This is a genomic window from Moorena sp. SIO4G3 (genome assembly GCF_010692305.1).
GTDB classification, from domain to species: Bacteria; Cyanobacteriota; Cyanobacteriia; order Cyanobacteriales; family Coleofasciculaceae; genus Moorena; species Moorena producens_A.
The window spans coordinates 1-20,084 of record NZ_JAAHIG010000036.1 but is presented as its reverse complement, the minus strand read 5'-3'; the positions used below and the strand labels follow the sequence as shown (position 1 = coordinate 20,084).

At 43.9% G+C, this 20,084-nt stretch carries 17 protein-coding genes and 1 pseudogene; 11 read left to right on the top strand and 7 right to left on the bottom strand.

What is annotated here, in order from left to right; genetic code table 11:
- The first annotated feature begins 88 nt into the window (after nucleotides 1–88).
- Together F6J99_RS09405 and F6J99_RS09400 are read left to right on the top strand one after the other, a co-directional pair.
- Nucleotides 89–277, top strand: a complete 189-nt coding sequence (locus tag F6J99_RS09405; protein WP_293061845.1) for a hypothetical protein — start codon at nucleotides 89–91, stop codon at nucleotides 275–277.
- Nucleotides 262–966 carry a riboflavin synthase gene (locus tag F6J99_RS09400; protein ID WP_293112694.1) on the top strand — a complete coding sequence of 235 codons (705 nt, stop codon included), beginning with the start codon at nucleotides 262–264 and terminating at the stop codon, nucleotides 964–966. Before F6J99_RS09405 ends, F6J99_RS09400 begins: the two co-directional genes overlap by 16 nt.
- A gap of 372 nt (nucleotides 967–1,338) precedes the next feature.
- Here F6J99_RS09400 and F6J99_RS09395 read toward each other — a convergent pair whose 3' ends face one another.
- Both F6J99_RS09395 and F6J99_RS09390 read right to left on the bottom strand, forming a co-directional pair.
- Nucleotides 1,339–2,556 carry a glycosyltransferase family 1 protein gene (locus tag F6J99_RS09395; RefSeq protein ID WP_293112693.1) on the bottom strand — a complete coding sequence of 406 codons (1,218 nt, stop codon included), beginning with the start codon at nucleotides 2,554–2,556 and terminating at the stop codon, nucleotides 1,339–1,341.
- A 55-nt stretch (nucleotides 2,557–2,611) separates the two neighbouring features.
- Complete coding sequence (locus F6J99_RS09390) at nucleotides 2,612–4,294, bottom strand: capsule biosynthesis protein (protein ID WP_293112692.1); 1,683 nt, start codon at nucleotides 4,292–4,294, stop codon at nucleotides 2,612–2,614.
- Nucleotides 4,295–4,652: 358 nt separating this feature from the next.
- Here F6J99_RS09390 and F6J99_RS09385 point away from each other — a divergent pair, with 358 nt between their 5' ends.
- Nucleotides 4,653–5,864 (top strand): transposase, encoded by a 1,212-nt coding sequence (locus tag F6J99_RS09385; RefSeq protein WP_293112691.1) that lies wholly within the window; start codon nucleotides 4,653–4,655, stop codon nucleotides 5,862–5,864.
- Nucleotides 5,865–5,878: 14 nt separating this feature from the next.
- Nucleotides 5,879–6,139, top strand: a complete 261-nt coding sequence (locus F6J99_RS09380; RefSeq protein WP_293112690.1) for a Uma2 family endonuclease — start codon at nucleotides 5,879–5,881, stop codon at nucleotides 6,137–6,139.
- Nucleotides 6,140–6,208: 69 nt separating this feature from the next.
- Here F6J99_RS09380 and F6J99_RS09375 read toward each other — a convergent pair whose 3' ends face one another.
- The 3 genes from F6J99_RS09375 to F6J99_RS09365 form a co-directional block, all read right to left on the bottom strand.
- Nucleotides 6,209–6,796: a Uma2 family endonuclease gene (locus tag F6J99_RS09375; protein WP_293112689.1), complete on the bottom strand. Its 588-nt coding sequence runs from the start codon at nucleotides 6,794–6,796 to the stop codon at nucleotides 6,209–6,211.
- Between the two features lie 163 nt (nucleotides 6,797–6,959).
- Nucleotides 6,960–8,159, bottom strand: coding sequence for a tetratricopeptide repeat protein (locus tag F6J99_RS09370; RefSeq protein ID WP_365972966.1), 1,200 nt, complete (start codon nucleotides 8,157–8,159; stop codon nucleotides 6,960–6,962).
- A 278-nt stretch (nucleotides 8,160–8,437) separates the two neighbouring features.
- Nucleotides 8,438–9,517, bottom strand: coding sequence for a PIN/TRAM domain-containing protein (locus F6J99_RS09365; RefSeq protein WP_070395551.1), 1,080 nt, complete (start codon nucleotides 9,515–9,517; stop codon nucleotides 8,438–8,440).
- Between the two features lie 422 nt (nucleotides 9,518–9,939).
- Between F6J99_RS09365 and hemW the strand changes: the two genes are divergently transcribed.
- The 3 genes from hemW (at nucleotide 9,940) to F6J99_RS09350 (ending at nucleotide 12,926) form a co-directional block, all read left to right on the top strand.
- A complete protein-coding gene (hemW, locus tag F6J99_RS09360) occupies nucleotides 9,940–11,190 on the top strand; it encodes a radical SAM family heme chaperone HemW (RefSeq protein ID WP_293112688.1) in 1,251 nt (416 codons plus the stop codon).
- Between the two features lie 61 nt (nucleotides 11,191–11,251).
- Nucleotides 11,252–12,103 carry a 16S rRNA (cytidine(1402)-2'-O)-methyltransferase gene (gene rsmI / locus F6J99_RS09355; RefSeq protein ID WP_070395549.1) on the top strand — a complete coding sequence of 284 codons (852 nt, stop codon included), beginning with the start codon at nucleotides 11,252–11,254 and terminating at the stop codon, nucleotides 12,101–12,103.
- A gap of 316 nt (nucleotides 12,104–12,419) precedes the next feature.
- Nucleotides 12,420–12,926: a YdcF family protein gene (locus tag F6J99_RS09350; RefSeq protein WP_365972963.1), complete on the top strand. Its 507-nt coding sequence runs from the start codon at nucleotides 12,420–12,422 to the stop codon at nucleotides 12,924–12,926.
- On the opposite strand, the gene F6J99_RS09345 is transcribed toward F6J99_RS09350, so the two are convergent.
- Nucleotides 12,919–13,218: a DUF2288 domain-containing protein gene (locus F6J99_RS09345; RefSeq protein WP_293112686.1), complete on the bottom strand. Its 300-nt coding sequence runs from the start codon at nucleotides 13,216–13,218 to the stop codon at nucleotides 12,919–12,921. The genes F6J99_RS09350 and F6J99_RS09345 overlap by 8 nt on opposite strands.
- Nucleotides 13,219–13,382: 164 nt before the next feature.
- Between F6J99_RS09345 and F6J99_RS09340 the strand changes: the two genes are divergently transcribed.
- Nucleotides 13,383–14,798, top strand: a complete 1,416-nt coding sequence (locus tag F6J99_RS09340; protein ID WP_293112685.1) for a transposase — start codon at nucleotides 13,383–13,385, stop codon at nucleotides 14,796–14,798.
- Between the two features lie 174 nt (nucleotides 14,799–14,972).
- Complete coding sequence (locus tag F6J99_RS09335) at nucleotides 14,973–17,510, top strand: transglycosylase domain-containing protein (RefSeq protein WP_293112684.1); 2,538 nt, start codon at nucleotides 14,973–14,975, stop codon at nucleotides 17,508–17,510.
- 236 nt (nucleotides 17,511–17,746) lie between these two features.
- On the opposite strand, the gene F6J99_RS09330 is transcribed toward F6J99_RS09335, so the two are convergent.
- On the bottom strand, nucleotides 17,747–17,914 hold the full coding sequence (locus F6J99_RS09330; protein ID WP_193431512.1) for a hypothetical protein: 168 nt from the start codon (nucleotides 17,912–17,914) through the stop codon (nucleotides 17,747–17,749).
- Between the two features lie 62 nt (nucleotides 17,915–17,976).
- Here F6J99_RS09330 and F6J99_RS09325 point away from each other — a divergent pair, with 62 nt between their 5' ends.
- Complete coding sequence (locus F6J99_RS09325) at nucleotides 17,977–19,329, top strand: transposase (protein ID WP_293112683.1); 1,353 nt, start codon at nucleotides 17,977–17,979, stop codon at nucleotides 19,327–19,329.
- Nucleotides 19,330–19,378: 49 nt separating this feature from the next.
- Nucleotides 19,379–19,582, top strand: a pseudogene (locus tag F6J99_RS09320) (class I SAM-dependent methyltransferase); the annotation flags it as partial.
- Nucleotides 19,583–20,084: the final 502 nt, after the last annotated feature.

Here is a 20,084-nt window from a genome sequence, read left to right as displayed (position 1 = left end):
GTAAACTAGTACTGTACAGACGGGCACCGAAACTTGCGCTTGCCAGATCTGTTCTTTTCACGTTACCGGTCAACGGTAAGATTAGCCCTTGAGAATCCAATTCGGTGAGATCAACAAGATTGTATTCTCCAAGTATGCCTTAGTCTCAGGAAATTTGTTTGGCCACTTCACTAAAAAAATACAAACCTATGCCAGCTCTTTTCCTACTAACAGTCTAGTTGCACCAGTTCATCCGCTTACAGAAGAACAGTATAAACAACAGTGTTTACAGGATTAATTCAAGCTCTCGGCACAATTAGACCAATGGGAAGCGATCGCTTTATTGTCTCCGCTACCTCTGATGCTATGGATGTTATCTTACAGGATTTAGAACCTGGTGATAGTGTAGCAGTAGATGGAATTTGCCTAACGGTAGAGACAGTTTTGCCCACAGGCTTCTCAACCACTGCTTCTGATGAAACTCAGGGGCGCACCACCCTTGGACAAAGGCTACAGACAACTTCTTACGTTAATTTGGAAACGTCTTTGCGTGTGGGTAGCAAACTAGGGGGTCATTTTGTAACGGGTCACATTGATGGTATTGGCTGCTTAACGGAATCTTTACAAACACCAAACTCCTGGGAAATGTGCTTTACAGCACCAGCTTCTTTGATGGATGTGTGGCAGCATAAGATAGCCCGTTATCTTGTTCCTAAGGGTAGCATTGCTGTCAATGGGGTCAGCCTAACGATTGCTGAGTGTGACCCCAACGGCAGTTGGTTCAAAGTAGCGGTGATTCCCCATAGTTACAGCCATACGAATCTTAGCCACTTACGGACTGGCAATTGGGTGAATATCGAAAGTGACATTTTAGGGAAATATGTTGATAAGTTGCTGGGTAATCGAGTACCAGCTGCTGAAGCGATGGATGAAATTTCCCCGGAATTTCTCCTAGAACATGGGTATTTGACCTCCTCCACCGGCTGAAGCCTGTAGGGCTGTTTCATTCTTGTGAAAAATTACGGAGGCCAAAGGTGAACAACTAAACAAGCCAACCTTCACACTTCACACTTGAGACTTCACATTCTATTGGATTCCGACCTCGACAGAAAGGGAAGCTCAAGAAGCCCAACAGGCACGGTTGTTATTAGAACAAGAACGGCAACGGTCACAGCGGCTAGCAGAGCGGTTAAGGGCGATGGGCATTGACCCGGAGCTTCTGGAGTAATCAGGTCCAACAGAAATGCGTTCGCGTAGCGTGGCCTACGGCCAATCGCGCCCCGCGTGACATGCAGGTCAATCCCATTAGGATTAATGATTTAATTAATTATCTCATTAATCATCTATAAGGCTCGATCCCTAAAGTACTTTTCCCCCTCTTCCCTTTCCTACTAAAGATGTATAGGCTGCGAGAGTCTCCCTTGCGGTTCTCTCCCAAGAGAATAGCATCGCTCTTTCCTTACCCTTTCTAATCAATTCCTCCTGCAACGAAGAATTACTGATCACCTTGACCATAGCATCTGCTAATTCAATAGGCTGATTAGGGTCAATTAAAATTGCGGCATCTCCCGCCACTTCAGGCAGGGATGAAGTATTAGAAGTAATCACAGGGGCACCCAAAGTCATCGCTTCCAAAACAGGTAGACCAAACCCTTCATAGTAGGAAGGATACACAAAAACATCTGCATTTGAGTAAAACCAGGCTACTAGTTGATCCGATAAGTAGCCCAGATGATGAATATGATGTTTCCACGGGGAACTAGCAATAGCAGCAAAAATAGATTCATAAGACCATCCTTTTTGCCCAATCAGTACTAACTGATGATCAATTTGATGCCGTTGTTTTAAATAATTAAATGCTGCAATCAGAGTATTAATATTTTTCCTCGGCTCAAGAGTACTGACAAATAAAATATAGGGTTGGGCGAAGTCGTAATTAACTGATGTCAGCAAAGACTTCACCTTGGTATTCGGTAAATCTAGTGTATTAGCTAAATCTAAAGTAGAGTAACGGCTAGCTTGAGGAATAACTTGGATGTTGTCAGGATTCACTCCTAGGTAATTGACGATATCCTGTTTAGTAGACTGGGAAACAGTAATTACTAAATCAGTCCACCGTAAACATTGTTTTACCCGAGCAGTATAGCTTTTAACAATTGAGTTAACATACTGAGGATATTTAATAAAAGTTAGGTCGTGAATCGTCATCACCCGCAAGCTTTTTCGACAGGGATAAACCACATGGTCAGTACCATGGACGATATCAGGATTGCCTAAGTATTGCTCACAATAAGGTAAAATGGGATTAGGTATAGTAGCTAGTAAACTAGAGAGGGTAACCGGTAACGGTATAGTTTTAATCTCTAGATTTTGAATCTCTAAATGCCTAGTTAGCACTTCCAGAAATGACCAATCACGAGATAACCATTGTCTTACACTTGGTTGATAGGCGACACTTAACTGAAAGTCTTCCTGACCTTGTAGCTTATGGAGTGCCTTAATTAAATTTAAGGCATACATTCCAATACCACTTAACCTATGGCGGATTGGTGTAGCATCAACAGCAATTTTTATCATAGTTTAATCATTAGTTAATTACCAAGTAAAATTATAATTTGTACTTGGTAATTAACTAATTACTATAGATAAACTCTGTTCCGGTCAAGATGCCGTCACAAATAACATCTAACCCTTTACTTTTACCAGGAATTAATTCATTGACATCAGATACCTGAAGTTTAAATTCCGATGGATTACTAGCTTCGGTGGTCATCTCTAGGGGAATCATGCGGCGGAAGAAAAAGTGATAGGCATACTTTCTTGCTCGTTTTATGATTGCCTCAGGTAAGCCATCCCCTAGGGGTAACTGATCTAAATACTGAACATACTCCTCTACAGAACTGGCATCCATAGTGATGCCTTTATTACGAATCCACGCTTCTCCTGCAACAATTACAGGTATACCCATGCTAGTCAACTCTACACCCATTTTAGTTCCATAGATCAGGGCAGCATTACATTGGAGGATAGCAGCATAAGTGCTAACGGGACTTTCTGGGGGAATCACAAACACATTTGGAGGGAGAGTGGGGAAAACCTGACGAATTTCCTCAAACAAGGGTTGACGCGATCGCAAAGTGCCTCGAATTTCCGCTGGGTGAATCCTAATTAACAACTGTAACTCTGGTCGATTAGCAAAATACCGAATAGTTGTCAAGACCCATTCCAGCATATTCGGAAAAGCATTAACTGGGTAATGGAGTTGAGCATCCCACATCACATTAGTCAGTAACCCAATACAAGGACGAGAAAAGTCTACTCCTACCGCATCAGTAATTTTGGTCAGGTCAAACTGAGGACTTTCATGGAACCAAATCCAATCCTGAGTTCCTTGCCAGCGACTTTTCAAATAGTCCATCAACTGCTGTTCCATCTGGGAAGTCCACGGTATAGTTTCCCAATTACTTACTGGCTCCCACATCAACTGGTGATGATAGGTTTCATGGTGACTAAAGATAAAGCATTGTTTGCGATAAGCAGGATTCCAGTTGACCACCCGCACCCCTTCCTGACGGGCTACTTCACCAGTCAACCCCTGAGGAACATAAATGCCATGGTTAAATACAGCACACTCAACCTTAACCGTTTGCAGCAGCCGACGGGTTGCCCAAGTGGTCAGGATTGCCGCTTGGAAGTAACGCTTGAGAATCGGCTCAGCATTCGGTTCCCCTTCCAGGGAAGCACGAGCATAAAATCGCAGAGCTCCAGCTAAAGCGTGTTCTCCCACAGCTACCCCATTTAGGGTGTACTTTTCAATCTCAGCAATGGTTAGACTACTAGCTATCTCCTTGGCCTGTTGGTAATCTGTCTGTGTGAGAAAATGACTGTAGCGATGGATAGTCAATCCTAGGGGCTTATAGATCTGATCGGCTAGGGGAAAGCAGTCGTTACACAAGTCACGTTTAGGACCATGGTTTACAAACAAGTCCTGTTTGGGGTAAAAACTGACATCACACCAAAAACAAGCCGGTAAAATACCATCACAGAGCAAAATGTGAACTTGAGCACCCCTGAGGGTTAGCCCAACTGCTAGTAGACTTTCTAAAGTGATGGAATGGATTTCTCCACCCACACTAGTAGCTACCAGAATCTTAGAGCCAGTTTGGGCAGCTTTTAGGGAATTTTGCCATTGGTTTAGAGACCCTTTCAAGACCAAATCCCACCTAGGCTGATCTCGAATAATGCGCTGTCTACGCTTATAGAGCTTAACCCTGCGATGAAGGGATTTGTTCCGCTTGAGAAACTCTTTGATCATTTGATGGTTGACGGTTGACGGTTGACGGTTGAGTGTGAACAGGTGACAGTCAGCTAAGCCAGATTACTAGCATATTACTTTCACCATAGAGGTTTGGAGATTATTGCTTTTGTATGTACTGTATGTACTGAACACTGTAACCCCAAGCCAAAACTATGCGAGAACTCTATCCCCCGATCGAACCTTACCGAAAAATTTGGGTTTAAAGCCCCGTCCTTCTAGGACGGCTTTTTTTTAGATCTAAGTTTGACATTTTTATATGCGTTATGTTAATATAAAAATGTATTAGAAAGGGGTCGAGTTCGTTCGCGTAGCGTGACCGTTCGCTTAGCGTGACCGGAGGTCAAGGTCAAGGTCAATGATCGTGTTAGAGTTTAAAGCCAAAGGTAAACAGTCTCAGTATTCAGCTATAGACGAAGCTATCAGGACTGTTAAGTTTATCAGAAATAGCTGTATTCGTCTATGGATGGACAATAAAAGGACAGGTAAAAACGATCTTAGTAAATACTCTAAGATTCTAGCCAAGCAGTTCCCTTTTGCTAATGAGCTAAACTCTACTGCCCGTCAGGCCGCCTCTGAGAGGGCATGGTCATCGATCGCTCGATTCTACGACAATTGCAAGAAAAAGGTGCCAGGGAAAAAGGGCTTCCCAAAATTTCAAAAACGTGGTCATTCTGTCGAATACAAAAAGTCAGGATGGAAATTATCCCCTGACAAGAAATCGATAACCTTCACGGACAAAAAAGGAATCGGGAAGCTTAAACTCAAAGGCACCTGGGACTTGTGGCGTTTTGACAAGAAGCAAATTAATCGGGTTCGGATAGTCAAGAGAGCCGACGGGTATTACGTTCAATTCTGTGTTGCAGTAGAGGTCAAAGAAGATCTAGACACAACTGGCAGGACTATCGGACTGGATGTAGGACTCAAGGAGTTCTATACAGATTCTGAAGGACACAGTGAGCCAAATCCCCGATTTTATAGAAAAAATGAAAAACGCCTAAAATTTTATCAACGTCGGGTTTCCCGAAAAAAGAAAGGCTCGTCCAATCGTAGAAAAGCCATTAATAGACTAGGCAGGCAACATCTCAAGATAAGTAGGCAACGTGAAGAACATGCCAAGAGACTGGCACGTTGCGTAATCCAATCTAACGATCTGGTCGCCTACGAAGACTTGAGAGTTAAGAACCTAGTAAAAAATCATTGTCTCGCTAAGTCTATTAATGACGCAGGTTGGTATCAGTTTAGGAAATGGTTGGAGTATTTTGGCGTTAAGTTTGGCAGGATAACTGTTGCAGTGAATCCTGCCTATACTAGCCAAAACTGCTCTGATTGTGGCGAAGTTATTAAAAAGTCCTTATCGACAAGAACTCATATCTGCAAATGCGGATGTGAACTAGACAGAGACCATAACGCCGCCATCAATATCCGAAATAGAGCTATAAGTACGACGGGGCACGTCGGAACTTGGATTCTTAATCCAAACGCTTCAGGAGATCTGACCTCTACTTTTCCTGGTTCCGACCTGGTTGAGCAAGTCGGGTCGTTGAGTGAAGAATCCCCGCGCCTTTAGGTCGGGGAGTGTCAATGTACCCAGATTGGATAATTGAAATCCTTTCTCCAGAACAGAGTTCAAATCGGGTAATTGGCAATATTCTCTATTGCTTACAACATGGTTGTCAGCTAGGTTGGTTAATTGATCCTGCTGATAGGTCTATTTTAGTGTTTCGACCGGGTCAAGAACCAGAATTGTTACTAGGTAGCAATCACCCTTCTGTATTAGATGATATTAACCTAGAGTTAACAGTAGATCGGATTTTTGGTTGGCTGAAGATGTCAGGTAATTAGCTAAAGGTAAGCATTCAGCATATGCTTATGATTGGCTGAAGACATAAACCCCAAAATACCATTTCAAAATTACCAAATTGTTGAAAGATCTAACACAAATCCTGGCAAGACATCTTCTCCGGAGATAGTATCAGGATTGTTTAGAATTTCTACAGCTTGATGGGGACGATAAATTTCAGTTTTTCGCTGTTTTCGGTTAATCAACCAGCCAAGTCTTGCCCCGTTTTCCATGTATTCTCGCATTTTCCCACGGGTTTTTTCGAGAGAATCGCTAGGAGACATTAACTCTACTACGAAATCGGGACATATGGGGGCAAATCTTTCTTGTTCAATGGGGGTTAAAGCATCCCAGCGCTCTTGCTGAACCCAAGACGCATCAGGGGAGCGGTCTGCACCATTGGGAAGTGTAAACCCACTGTTGGCGTCAAACACTTTACCCAAATTGTTCTGGCGACTCCAGGCTTTGAGTTGATAGATTAAATCAGCATTTCGTTCACCTGTGGTGCTACCTGTAGGTGACATAATAATTAATTCTCCAGTAGCAGTGCGCTCAAATCTTAAGTCGCTGTTGTCGTGACACAGTTGCCAGAATTGTTCGTCCGTTAAGTCCAGTTTTAATTCTAGAGTAGGGGGTAAGGAGATAGTGGTAGTATTCATGAAAACTCTCTAAATATTGAAAGTTTATATGGTGTGTTTGTAACGGATGCCTGAAAACTTAAATTAACAATTAACGGGTCTTAATCACCTAGTATTTTAAGGGAAAGCTTGAAACGATAAAAGCCCTTAAGCCAATTGATGACTGATATTAGAATTAATAAAATTAAACCTGAAATCCCATAGCCTGAAGTCCCTGACGAAGACGCTGAGCTTCAGCTGGGTTATGGGTTTCGTGAAGTGCGATCGCTTTTTTAAATGCCGATAAACTCTGATCAACGTTGCCCAGTTTTAGCCAAACCACTCCCAAGTTTTGATAAGCCTCTCCATACTCTGGGTTGAGTTGAATCGCTTGCTGATAGGATGCGATCGCATTTTCCATCTGACCCAAAGCCTTCCAAGTCATGCCCAAATTATTATGTCCAAGGGCAAAACTTGGGTCTATCTTAACTGCCATTTCATAAGCCGTTTTGGCGTGATTCAACTCCCCTGCTTGTAACAACAAACTGCCCAAGTTATTGTAAGCTCCTAATTTCAACTGGGGCAAAATCGGTTGTTGAATCGCCTGTTGATAATGTATTGCTCCTGAATTCAGCTCTCCTTGGCGAGTATAAGCATTCCCCAGATGGTAGTGCAGTTCAAATAATACCGCTGGCTCTAGCTCAGTGCCAGTTAAACCACGCTTGAGTAACTCCACACCCTGGTCTACTTGATTATTTTGAATATAAAGCGCCCCGAGTTTACTACACACATAAGCATCAAACGGATGACTAGCCAGATAGCCTTCCATCGCCGTAAGGGCTCTCGTCAACTTATTGCGTGATGCGATCGCATCATAGCTATAACCGTAGTGTAAGATTGCCACCTCGGATAGAGACACCACCTGCCATTGGGGTTCTCGTTGTAAAACTTGCGCTACAGTATCATCCACCATAGCATGATAGGGACGAGAAAAGCGAATCTCTGGGTGATAGCGAAACAAACGGGACACCAGAGAATAGGGAGATTGAGTAGCACCCACTTCTTGCCGGACTAGATTAATAACTAGATAGGAACTATTTTGGATTGCCTGCTTGATTTCCGGTACAACTTCCGGTTTCAACACTTCATCAGCATCCAACACCAGCACCCATTCCCCTTGCACATACTTCAACGCCTGATTGCGAGCAGCTGCAAAATCATTACACCATTCAAACTGATAAACTATAGCGCCATAGCTTTGCGCCACCTCAATCGTTCGATCCGTTGAACCTGTGTCTAGGACGACTATTTCATCCACTACATCCTTGACACTACTCAAACATTGTGGTAAAGATTCTTCTTCATCTTTAACAATCATGCATAGGCTAAGCATGGGATCAGTCATTAGGTTAGACGGTTAGGAGGTTGAAGGTTAGGAGGTTGAATGTTGTTCGTGTAGCGTGGCCGAAAAGCCAAGGTTAGACGGTTGATGGTTATAAGGTTTAATCTTAAATGTTGACGGTTGAGGCTTAGGCGATTGATGGTTGAAGATTAGAGCTTTAAGAAAAACAAACCTAGATTTCTCACATACAACCTGCAACCTGCAACCTGCAACCTGCAACCTTCAACCTGCAACCTTCAACCTGCAACCTGCCAACCTGTCAACCTCTAAAATCACGAATATCAAACTGTCACCGAAGCTTGAGGTCGAGCAAAAATCATCCTACCTGCTGAGGTCTGCAACGCTGAGGTAACAATAACTGGCAGTTCAACACCCATGTGTTTATACCCTTCTTCCACTACTACCATTGTGCCATCATCGAGATAACCAACTCCCTGGGTAGGTTCTTTACCCCCCTTAAGGATTTTCAGCTCTAGGATGTCACCCGGTAGATACAGAGGACGCACGGCTTGGGCTAAATCATTGACATTCAACACTGGCACCTTTTGGAGCTTAGCCACTTTACTCAAGTTGTAATCATTGGTTAAAAGAGTGCCATTAATTTCCTGGGCAAAACGTACCAATTTGGTATCTACAGTTTGTAGGTCATCGTAATCAGCGGAATGGATCACCAAGCGTTCTGGGTAAACAGCTTGCATCCGATTTAGGATATCTAGCCCCCGCCGTCCCCGAGTTCGCTTCTGATCATTGGCAGCATCGGCAAGTTGCTGCAATTCTAGTAAGACAAACTGGGACACCAGAATTTGACCTTCGATAAAACCCGTCTCAAGCAGTGCTTCGATCCGACCATCAATGATACAGCTAGTATCTAGAACTTTACTTGAGGCTGATTTAAGCGTGCCTTCTGCCACTAAAACTGATTCGAGGCTATTAGGATTGATCAGCTGCAAGAAGGTGCGACCATGGGTATCGGCTAGACTAATGCCCAAGAAGGAAAACATCACACTTCCTAAAATGGCAGTCAGGGGTTTGATGAAGGAAAATTCAGAAGGGATGGGGAGTAAGAAAATTGGCGCTAGCATCAAATTAGCTAACAGCAGTCCCAGGATCAGACCAATAGCCCTGGTCAAAATTACCTCAATCGGCATTTTTCGCACTTGGGCTTCTACCCGACGGTAAGTTACTTGGGCCATTAACCCTAGCGCTAGTCCGATAATGGCACCAAAGCATGCAGTAGTCGAGCGTAACGCTGTCAAATTGCTGACTTGATCTTGCACATGACCGGGTAGCAATTCCACACTGTCGAAGCCTATGCTTGCTGCTGCTATGATAAATAAAAGTATAATGACGAAGTCAAGCATTCTTCCTTTCCAATTGGTTTTGTAGTTGGTTTTTTAGGAAAACTTTTAAAACGATTGCATAAACTGTCGTCAACCTGATAGTCAACAACTATATTTAGTATATCGTTTACATCGCTGTATTTTCTGATACGACTTAGCTTCAGTAAACCGTTGAATTGCCTAGGCTAACCGAGGAATAGCTTGGGCAATTCTATGGGCTGGAGTTATCTGCTCAAGGGAGTTACAGGGTCCCTACTGTTGACTCTTCTTAAGCGGGTAATCTCGCTCCGGAGGAGATTGAGGTTAGCCAAAAGATGATCATAAAACTAATAAAAAATTTATTTAATTAATAACTGTTCATCCCAGGGGTCGGATTGGCTTACCTGATTGAAGTATTACCGTAAAAAGCCAGTGGTCAATTTATTACATAATTATGAGAAATTATGAGAAATTATGAGAAAGTTTGCGATTCTTTAAGAGTCAGTGCTGCCTATGTTCATATTCCCTTTTGCCGACGTCGATGCTATTACTGTGATTTTCCAGTCTCTGTAGTAGGGGACAACGCTACACAGGGTACCTCTAGCATGATTGATCAGTATGTCGAGGTGTTATGTCAGGAAATTAATATCACTCCAGCCACCACAAGGAGTTTAGACACAGTGTTCTTTGGGGGTGGAACCCCCTCCCTGCTGACAGTTCAACAACTAGCAAAAATCCTAGATACCTTAGACAGGCACTTTGGAATTGCGGCTGATGCCGAGATTTCCATGGAGATGGATCCAGGAACCTTCACCAAAGATCAGTTAACGGGATACCGAGATTTGGGGGTCAATCGAGTCAGCTTAGGGGTTCAGGCATTTCAAGATAAATTACTGAGCAATTGTGGCCGTACCCATGACTCTAAAGATATCGTCACTGCTATCGAACTGATCCATCAAGTAGAGGTTCCCGAATTTAGTCTTGATTTAATCTCTGGTCTACCGGATCAAACCTTAGAACAATGGCAGGAGTCTCTGGAAATAACAGTCAAGATTGCCCCTACCCACATTTCCAGCTATGACCTAGTGCTTGAGCCTGTCACTGCCTTTGGCCGCCAGTACACCTCTGGAACTAAGCCGTTACCGACTGATGAAACCACTGCCGTGATGTACCGCTTAGCACAGCAGGTCTTTACTAGTGTCGGGTACGAACATTATGAAATTTCTAACTATGCCTTGCCTGGTCATCAATGCCGTCACAATCGGGTGTATTGGGAAAACCGCCCTTATTACGGTTTTGGCATGGGTGCGGCTAGCTATACTCAAGGATATCGGTTCACTAGACCACGCACGAGGCGGGAGTATTATGCTTGGGTGGAACAGATGGTACAAGCGGGTGGGGTTTCGGATGGCTCACCCACAACTTCAGAGGATGTGTTGTTAGAAACCCTAATGCTAGGTCTACGCTTGGCAGAGGGGTTGAGTCTGTCTATGCTAGCTCAGAGGTTTGGGGAAAAAATTCTGGAAAAGATTTGGACGGCTTTGCTGCAATACTACGGTTGTAACTGGGTAGAGGTTGTGGGAGATAATGGCGAAAGGGTTAATTTAACCTATGGTCAGAGGTTACCAGTGGCGGGACGGTTGAGATTAACTGACCCGGAAGGGTTTTTGTTCTCCAATACCATTCTGGCTGACTTGTTTCATCTGTTGGGGTAGGAGCCCGTGATTTGTTGATTAACCGCAAAGACGTAAGGGTACGCAAAGAAGAAAAGTGGGAATGCTTTATGTGGTGGGAACACCAATTGGTAATTTGCAGGATATGACGTTTCGGGCAGTGGAAATTCTGCAATCCGTGGATTTGATTGCTGCGGAGGATACGCGCCATACCGGGAAGCTATTGCACCATTTTCAAATTAAAACGCCGCAAGTGAGTTACCACGAACACAATCACGACCAGCGTTTACCCGAGTTGTTGAATCGCCTGGGTCAAGGAAATACCATTGCGTTGGTGACGGATGCTGGGATGCCTGGCATTTCTGACCCTGGCTATAAATTGGTCAAGGCTGTTATTGAGGAGGGGATATCGGTAGTGCCCATACCAGGTGCTACTGCTGGAATTACGGCATTAAGTGCTGCAGGACTACCGACAGACCGATTTGTGTTTGAAGGCTTTTTACCCACCAAGGGTCAAAGTCGAAAAAAACGTTTAGACTCTCTCAAGGGGGAACCAAGAACGTTGATTTTGTATGAAGGGCCTCACCGCGTGCTTAATACGTTGCGAGATTTGGCAAACTGTTTGGGAGAAAATCGTAGAATTGTATTGGCTAGGGAATTAACCAAATTGCATGAGGAGTTTTGGCGGGGAACTATTGGGGATGCGATCGCTCATTTTACTCAGCTAGAACCCAAGGGAGAGTTTACCCTAATAATTGGTGGAGCTTCCCAACAAAAGCCTATGTTATCAAAAGCTGAACTAGAAGCTCAATTGATAGAGATTATGGCTCAGGGAGTATCGCGATCCCAAGCGAGTCGTCAGTTAGCTAAGCTAACTCAACTCCCCCGACGTCAACTCTATCAGCTAGCGTTGACAATTCCTTCATCAGTTTTTCCGGTGAAAGATCAAGACTAAGCTTGATTGGTAAATCTTTCTCAATGTTTTGATTTTTTGTTGATTAACGATTAACAAGTAACAAATAGCAAGTCACAACTAGCAATTAACAATCAACAATCAACAATTAGCAATTAACAAGCAGCAATTAACAAGTAGCAAGTAATGACTAATCCCTAAAGAAAGCTGCTTTCCTTGCGCTTTGAGTTAAACGACGCCATCTATCTATTCGACATCTATTCGAGTTATGATTTTCAGGATTCACTCCCACTCATCAGGTCCTAACTATAAAGCTAAATTAGTACCATGGGTGACACTCGTTTTAACACTGACTCTGATGTTTGGTTACAAAAGGATTGAAAGCTATTTAGTGCAACCAAAAGTTGCCTTAGTTTTAGGGGGATCTGAATCCCGGGAGAGATTTGCTGCAAAATTTGCTGTAAAGCACCCAGACCTCGACATTTGGGTATCTTCTGGCAGCCCGAAGGGATATGCTAAACGGTTATTTACTCGGGAAGGAATTGACGTCAGTCGCCTCCACCTAGACTACAAAGCGGTGGATACAGTGACTAACTTTACTACCTTAGTGGATCAGTTAGAAGCTCAAGACATCGATAGTGTCTATTTGATTACTTCTGACTATCATATGCGCCGTGCTCGCTTGATTGGTGATATCGTTTTTGGCAGTAGAGGGATTGTTCTCAAGCCCTTACCTGTTCCTTCCGAAAAGTCTACTGAACCCCTTGATAAAGCTTTGCGAGATGGGGCTAGGGCGTTGCTGTGGTTGACGACAGGTCAGACAGGGGCTGAATTAGGGCAAGCCTCGAAAAGGTTAATCAAGTGAAGTCCGTTAAGAGTTCTTGCACCAGTACGTAGGGTTGTACAATCAGAGCCTGAAACCGCTTATTCTGGTTGCTGTTCCAATTAGAGAGTTGGTCAAGTAAAGGCTTGTGCATTAGCTGCTCACTGATCCAATGTTGGACAGATAGCACATCATCATTTGCGATCGCTACCCCAACATCCAACAAATCCAGTCCCTCATTCACCACCAGTACTGCATCTCGTTTGACATGAGGAATCAGTAAGTCCCAGGTTGTCTCATCCAAGGATTCCGCCAATTGTACTCTTAAATCCATGTTTAATTCAAGGTTTTCTTAACAGTTCTTCAAACATACCAAAATATCCGGGAGCGTGATAGCCCCTTCTTTCGCGCGTAGGAGTAAAAACGCGACGCGACGACTTTTAACTCGTCGTATCCTTTCAGTTGAGTTATAATAATAGTAAAGGAGGTGATAGCAGCATGTATAAAACAATTTCAGTCAAGGCAACGTTTTCAGATGAAGAAACCGCTTTTTGGCTATTTCAGTGCCAGCAGTCAAATAGCTTAACAAATTGTGCTGTCTATTACTCCAAACATAAGCATTATAGTTGGCTGGAACAGCAGTCAAAAGCATTCACAACTTACTGGCAAGGCGATGAACTGCGCTACGGATGGAAGACTTATAAGTGTGCTGTAAAGTATCCACAACTTTGTAGGGAGCTTAAATCAAATCCTCATTACAAAGCAATGGCTGCCCAGTCAGCCCAACAAACCCTCAAAACTGTAGCTGAATCAATAACCAGTTACAACCAGTTAGTTGGGCTTTATTACAAAGGTCAGGTGGACAGACCAAAGCTTCTTAGGTACCGCAAGAAAGGGGGTCTGGCAGCTGTTACATTTCCCCGTCAACCACTCAAATATAAAAACGGCTTATTTTATCCTCCAATTAGCAAAGAATCGAAGTCTGAATTGCTCTGTGAAATTGCTTTAGAACCACCGGAGTTTATAGACCCGGATTGGGTTAAAGAAGTGACTGTTCGTCCGTACTTAGGGCAGCTATGGATCGATTGGGTCATTGACGATGGAAAACAGCCAGTCGAACATAATCCCAATCTGGACTATTCACAAGCCTGGAGTTTTGACCATGGTGGTGATAACTGGCTAACTGGCGTTTCAACTCAGGGAAAGAGCCTGATCGTTGATGGTAGAAAGCTTAAATCACTAAACCAGGCTTACTGCCGGTTAGTTGCCAAGTACAAAACTGGAAAATCTGATTTTTACTGGGATGCAAAACTTGACCGGGTTCAGCGGAGGCGAAATAACCAGATACGGGATGCCATTAACAAAGCTGCCCGGTTCATTATTAATCGGTGCCTGAACGATCGGATCGGAAACTTAATTGTTGGTTGGAATGAGCGGCAAAAAGATGCATCAAACATGGGACGGCGTGGCAATCAAAACTTTGTCACAATTCCCACAAAAAGACTGATCGAAAGACTAAAGCAACTTTGTTCCGAGTACGGAATTAAATTGACAATCACCGAGGAGTCGTACACGAGCAAGGCGTCTTTTCTGGATGATGATCCATTACCTAAACACGGTGAAAAACCCAGTGGATGGAAGCCATCTGGTAAAAGGGTAAAACGCGGATTGTACAAAACTTCAAAAGGGCACCTAATCAATGCGGACTGCAACGGTGCAGCCAACATTGCGAGAAAAGTAGCCAGACAGCTAGGTTTAGACCTGGTCAAGCTGGGTAGGGAATCTTTGACAGTTCCACACCGGTATGACATTTTCAAATCCCTGAAAAAATTATACCGGACGAGAAGTGTTCGCGAAGCGTCGCCTTCGGCGATAGCAGCACGGGAAAACCGCTGCTGCGTAACAACATCGTAGAATCTCCCGTGCTTCAGCCGGGGGAGATGTCAAAGCAAAATTGCTCCGATGGTTTGTTTTATTTAACCATATTCACCAAAGCTCTTATCACCTCAGGCTTCCACCTCAGCCTTCCTCTCACCATTGGGTTATAACGGTTCTCATAGTAATGAACTACACAAAATTGTTGCCCTGATGAGAAATTCGATTAACATCATCAAACATAAAATGTGGTTGAGGCTGAATCCCAAACATCGGTGCGCTGTAAAACTATTCCTTGGCTTGGCGCTGCTTGGCATCACGGTGCTTACGCTTCCCTATCTTGCTCCCATTCGTGCTAAAGATTTAGTTCAAGATGACCTAGCGGTAGAATTTCGTGACCGCAATGGTTTATCCCTAGGCACAATCCTCAGTCGAGACCAAGACCATACTGCGGTTGTGCCTCTCGATCAAATTTCCCCGCACTTTCTCCATGCTATTCTCGCCGCAGAAGATGGAGAGTTTTATCACCATGGGGCATTAGAGATGCGGGCAATTATGCGATCGCTAATTGAAGCCATTGAGGCGAAACGCATTGTCAGTGGTGCCTCCACCATCACCATGCAACTGGCACGGATGCTCGAACCCAACCCCCGCACTCTACCTGCCAAATTCCAAGAAATTTGGCTATCCTGGCGATTAGCAGCAGGGATGAGTAAAGATGAAATCTTGGCAGCCTATATCAACCGACTCCCCATGGGTGGCAATATCTATGGCTTAGAAGCTGCTGCTCGGATTTATTTTGGCATGCCCGCCAGTGAACTCAATGTTGCTCAAGCCAGCCTATTAGCTGGTCTACCCAATAATCCTAATTATCTCAATCCTTATTATTACTGGGATGCTGCCAAACGGCGGCAAATCTATGTGCTCAAGCGAATGGTAGAGGATGGCTATATCACCGCTACTCAAGCAGACCAAGCCTATGAGGAAGCCATTTCCCTACTACCTCGACAGCAAGGAATAATTGCCGCACCACACTTTTTATTCTTGGTTGCCAACCAATTACCATCAGAACATCCCTCACAAATCCGTACTACTATCGACCGTCCCCTACAGGAATTTGTTGAAGCCCAAGTGCAGCAAGTAGTTCGCGAGCTTGCCCATAAAAATGTCCATCACGCTGCTGCTATTGTCATTGAAAATAAATCCGGAGAAGTATACGCCTATGTCGGTTCTCCCGATTACTTTTCCGAAGCTGAATTAGGACGCAATGACGGAGTCCAAGCCCTACGTCAACCAGGTTCCACCCTCAAGCCTTTTTTATATCACTTAGCCCTAGAGCAACGCATTATTCGTCCCAACACCGTCTTAGCCGACATCCCCACCTATTACCCGATTCCCGGAGCTAGACTCTACAGTCCCACCGATTACAGCGAAACCTTCCTTGGACCAGTTCGCATTCGTGTTGCTCTAGCCAATTCTCTTAATATCCCAGCAGTTAGGGTATTGGAAAAAGTTGGAGTATCAAACTTTTTGTTGCACTTACATCAACTAGGTTTTGAACACCTAACCCAGTCTCCAGAACATTATGGATTAGGATTAACCCTAGGTAGTGGTGAAGTTAGTCTTTGGGAACTAGCTCGCGCCTACCTCACCCTAGCAAGACTTGGACAACCCACATCCGTTGTCACTACGCTATCTAGCCCCTCGCCAAATAGGGATGATTTGTCGGTTTATCGAAAACAAGGAAGACAAGAAAGACAGGCAAGCGGGGGAAGTAAACAATTGTCAGATCATCGAGCAAGTAAGCAAAGCCCACTGTTCAAGCTACCCTACTCGAACGCCAAAGGCGAACAACCAAATAACCTTAAACATTCCAACCTTGAACTTTCAACCCTTTCAACCTGGGCATTAATCACAGATATACTGAGTGACCCTCAAGCTCGTGCTCAGGGGTTTGGTGTCGATTCAGTACTGAATTTACCTTTTCCGGCAGCCGTTAAAACTGGCACCTCTTCTAATTTCCGAGATACTTGGACTGTGGGATTCACCAAAAACTATACCGTTGCCACTTGGGTAGGCAATTTTAATGGTGAGCCCATGGAACAAGTGTCTGGGGTGATTGGTGCTGCTCCCCTCTGGCATCGGATTATGTTACACCTGCATCAATCTCAAGAACCTGCTCCGTTTCAAGCTCCTCCCGGTTTAGTCCAACGTCCAGTGTGTGCCCTTTCCGGTTTGCGTCCGACTCCTGCTTGTCCAACTGTTGTCCAGGAATACTTCTATCCAGACGACCTCCAGGATTACGAACGTCAATCCGATACGTTTTATCAGATCACCAGTGTTGGAGCTAATCAGCAATCGCCCCAGTACATCGTTAATTTACCTGATGAGTACAACGAGTGGTTAGCAAGACAACCCCAAGGAAATCTAGCGCCAGGAAAACTGAAAATTTTGTCTCCTCGGGAGGGGGATTTATATGTGCTATACCCTACTGAATCCGATCAAGATAGCAACAGTGCTGTTCAACGGCTAGAGTTCAAGGTGGCTGGGCTAAAGTCTGAGTCAGTGGAGTGGTGGTTGAATGGTGAAAAGCTAACTACCAACTCATCCAATTCCTTCTTTTGGCCTCTCGGTCCTGGGGATTGGACATTGGAGGTAAAAAGCGGTGACATTAGCGATCGCGTCACCTTCAAGGTGCAGTTAGCGGAAAATCCACCAACTCGCCGGGGGTTTTCTGTTGCTGGCCCTTAGTAATTTGTTAATTGTAAATAGTTAATTTATAATTGATCAGATAGGGGAGTTTGAAGGGAAAGAATACCCCATCCCTGCGACGGGCTTGAAGTTACCGTAAGAATAGTGGAGCCTTAATAATAAAGTTTTAACCCCTTTTCTCATAGCCGACCAACCATAAAGGCTCCACTATTCTAAGGTTTCGTCTCCGGGGATGAATTTCCCTTGGCCGTAGGCCACGCTAAGCGAACAAATATCTAAGGTAATCGACCGGTCTTCCCCAAAGCCTCTAAATATTCCGATAGATTTAGACCCGCATTGTCTGCCATCTTTTTTAGGCCATCCCAAGCAGCATCGGTTGTTCTGACTGTATGCGACTTTTTTGCCTCCCCATGCATTGGAGGTCTTCCAGATCTTTTTACCATGTTGTTGACATCCGTATTCTCAGAAGCTATAATTAATATAGCATGAACAAAGAGGTCGAATTATGCAACTGGGATACGTCTATAAATTAAAGCCAAACCGACAACAAGAGGCCACAATGAATAAGTGGCTTGATATGTTGATATCGCAGTATAACTACCTCTTGAGAGACAGAAATGAATCTTATGATCAGGCGAAAGCTCCAAGATTAGGTAATTATTGTGACCTAAAAAGTGGTGGGGAGGCGTGCCCACTGACCTGTTCTGTAAGTAAAAATTACTCTGTAGGCTATCCCTGGAAAAATAGTCATAAAAATCCAAGAAGGAGTGCATACGAGGCTCAAAGCTCAAGTCTTCCTATTCTTAAGAAGCAGCGACCCTGGTATAAAAAAATCAACTCAACAGTCTTGCAACAGACCTTGAGGCAATTAGATGTTGCTTTTTCCAAATTCTTCAAAGGAGAAACTGGATACCCAAGACCCAAGAGAAGGTCACGATTCAGAAGTTTTAAATATGCCCCTGGTCAAGTCAAGTTAAATGGGGACAACATATATCTCCCAGGGATTGGCTGGATGAGGTTTCATAATTCTCGCCCTATCCCTGATGGATTCAATATAAAATCTGTTACTGTTCGACGGAAGGCTCGTGGATGGTTTGTAAGTCTTCAAATCGAAGATAAGTCAATACCAACCCAGTCAGTAAAAGGGAAGGATGAGATTAGTCCTCAGAAGGTTAAGGGTTGTGACCTGGGAATCAATAAGCTGGTCAGTATTTCTAGCGGAAAAACAATAGCCAACCCAGCTAAACAAAAATTTTTTAGGCGCAGAGAAAGACGTCTGAAATTGAGGCAGAAAGCAGCTAGTAGGAAAAAGAAAGGGTCTAAGAACAGAGGGAAGTCTTATGCTGAAGTAGCCTCACTCCATGAGCGTATTACAAATAAGCGTACTGCTTATCACTGGGATGTTGCTAATCAATTAGTTGATGGTACAGATGCCTTGGTATTCGAGGATTTGAACATTAAGGCAATGAAATCTCGCTCTCTACCTAAGCCTAATGAAAATGGTGGCTATGAACGCAATGGACAATCAGCAAAAAGAGGGCTGAATCGCTCAATCTCTAATGCAGCTTGGGGAGAACTGGTGAAAAAGATTGAAGTCGTGGCTGCGAAGTCAGGCATTCCAGTAATAAAAATAAATCCCAAGCACACATCTCAAAGGTGTCCAAAATGTCATCACATCAGTAAGGAAAACAGAAAAAAGGAAAAGTTTGTCTGTACCAACTGTGGTTATTACGATGACGCTGATGTAAATGGTGCAGTAAACATAAGACTGCGGGGTCTTAAAAAACTGGGAATTGACCCCACTCAGCTACCTCCGGTGCGGGGGGAAGTTACGCCCATGGAGATAACAGTCTCTTAGAGATTGTGCCTGGGAATCCCCATCCTCTTAGGTTGGGGAGGTTCAATTTAGCTTCCGAATCGCTCCGTTGGTACCGGAAGGAAAAGTATTAGCAGTAGACATTCAGCCAGAAATGATCGACGTCATTGACTTTTTAACAGAAGATAACAATGTTAATAACGTCGAGACAATATTAGGAAGTTTAACTAACCATAAAATTACTGAAAATAGTATTGATTTAGCCTTAATCGTAGATGTTTACCATGAGCTTTAATATCCCCGAACAATGATGGAAGCGATTGTTAAATCTATCAAGCCAAAGGGAAGAGTTGTGCTGGTGGAATATCGAAAATAAAACCCACTTATTCCTATTAAAGGTTTGCATAAAATGACTCAGAGGTTGTCTGAGAAGTCTCATTTGCTACATCCAAGCCCCCTCCCCATCTGTAAAAAAGCGAAGCATCCGCTAATTCCCCCCAGAATTGGGGGGTTAGGGGGGCGGGGGACTTTTAGAAGCAAATTGACTCTTGTTCCCCCCAAGCGAGCAATCCCTCGCTTGGGGGGCTAGGGGGGCAAAATTCAGTATAAAAAAACTTTTCAGATATCCTCTCAGAAGCAGGTAAAAAAAGAAATGGAAGCCGTGAATTTAATTTGGCAAGAAACTAATAATGATTTACCCAGCCAACATTTGATGGTGTTTCAAGTTAGTGACAAGTCATTATAGCAGTTCTCAATTAGGTAAGATACTTTCATTCTGGGAGTAGGCAGTAGACAGA

Bases quoted from the DNA above. Each gene is read 5' to 3' on its own strand.
- F6J99_RS09345 (WP_293112686.1), bottom strand. From the start codon at position 13,218: ATGGATTTAAGAGTACAATTGGCGGAATCCTTGGATGAGACAACCTGG.
- F6J99_RS09380 (WP_293112690.1), top strand. From the start codon at position 5,879: ATGTACCCAGATTGGATAATTGAAATCCTTTCTCCAGAACAGAGTTCA.
- F6J99_RS09385 (WP_293112691.1), top strand. From the start codon at position 4,653: ATGATCGTGTTAGAGTTTAAAGCCAAAGGTAAACAGTCTCAGTATTCA.
- F6J99_RS09340 (WP_293112685.1), top strand. From the start codon at position 13,383: ATGTATAAAACAATTTCAGTCAAGGCAACGTTTTCAGATGAAGAAACC.
- F6J99_RS09335 (WP_293112684.1), top strand. From the start codon at position 14,973: ATGAGAAATTCGATTAACATCATCAAACATAAAATGTGGTTGAGGCTG.
- F6J99_RS09370 (WP_365972966.1), bottom strand. From the start codon at position 8,159: ATGACTGATCCCATGCTTAGCCTATGCATGATTGTTAAAGATGAAGAA.
- rsmI (WP_070395549.1), top strand. From the start codon at position 11,252: ATGCTTTATGTGGTGGGAACACCAATTGGTAATTTGCAGGATATGACG.
- F6J99_RS09375 (WP_293112689.1), bottom strand. From the start codon at position 6,796: ATGAATACTACCACTATCTCCTTACCCCCTACTCTAGAATTAAAACTG.
- F6J99_RS09395 (WP_293112693.1), bottom strand. From the start codon at position 2,556: ATGATAAAAATTGCTGTTGATGCTACACCAATCCGCCATAGGTTAAGT.
- F6J99_RS09350 (WP_365972963.1), top strand. From the start codon at position 12,420: ATGTTTGGTTACAAAAGGATTGAAAGCTATTTAGTGCAACCAAAAGTT.
- F6J99_RS09325 (WP_293112683.1), top strand. From the start codon at position 17,977: ATGCAACTGGGATACGTCTATAAATTAAAGCCAAACCGACAACAAGAG.
- F6J99_RS09330 (WP_193431512.1), bottom strand. From the start codon at position 17,914: ATGGTAAAAAGATCTGGAAGACCTCCAATGCATGGGGAGGCAAAAAAG.
- F6J99_RS09390 (WP_293112692.1), bottom strand. From the start codon at position 4,294: ATGATCAAAGAGTTTCTCAAGCGGAACAAATCCCTTCATCGCAGGGTT.
- F6J99_RS09365 (WP_070395551.1), bottom strand. From the start codon at position 9,517: ATGCTTGACTTCGTCATTATACTTTTATTTATCATAGCAGCAGCAAGC.
- hemW (WP_293112688.1), top strand. From the start codon at position 9,940: ATGAGAAATTATGAGAAAGTTTGCGATTCTTTAAGAGTCAGTGCTGCC.